Raw genomic sequence first — 649 nt, 5'->3', positions numbered from 1 at the left:
GTGCTGGCCAACCGCAGCGTCGACAAGGCACGGGCGCTGGCGGCACGCCATGCCGCGCCGGCGCGCGGCGCCGATGTCGAGCTGCGCGCCACCGGCCTGGCCGACTGCGGCGAGGCCTTCGACGTTGTCGTCAACGCCAGCGCGAGCAGCCTGCAAGGCGCCGAGGTGCCGGTGTCGCCGCGCGTGCTGCGTGCCGGCACGCTGGCGCTGGACATGATGTACGGCCCGGCCGCGGCCGGCTTCATCGGCTGGGCGGCACGGCACGGCGCGGTCGGCCGCGACGGGCTGGGCATGCTGGTCGAGCAGGCCGGCGAGGCGTTCTTCGTCTGGCGCGGCGTGCGGCCGGACACCGCGCCGGTGCTGGCCGAGCTGCAGGCCCGGCTGTCCGCAACCGCCACATGAAGAACGCGGTCCGACAGATCGCGCGGCTGATCGCGCTGCTGGTGCTGTCGGTGCTCGCGCTGCAGCTGTACTTCCTCGCGCGCGTCGCGCTGATGGCCGTCGTCGATCCGCAGTCGACCACCTTCCAGCGCTCCGAGGCCTGGCGGCTGCTGACCGAGCAGCACCAGATCCTGTGGAGCCAGGAGTGGCAGCCCTACGACCACATCGCCGACACGCTGAAGCGGGCGGTGATCGCGTCGGAGGATGC

General features: G+C 73.3%; 2 pseudogenes. Both read left to right on the top strand.

The features are described 5' to 3' along the window. Window positions 1–402, top strand: a pseudogene (gene aroE, locus AC1D12_RS34805) (shikimate dehydrogenase); the annotation flags it as partial. Beyond that, window positions 399–649, top strand: a pseudogene (locus AC1D12_RS34800) (monofunctional biosynthetic peptidoglycan transglycosylase); the annotation flags it as partial. The pseudogenes aroE and AC1D12_RS34800, both read left to right, overlap by 4 nt.

The organism is Rhizobacter sp. P1_G5, from assembly GCF_056405435.1.
This window is presented reverse-complemented; position numbering and strand designations above follow the sequence as displayed.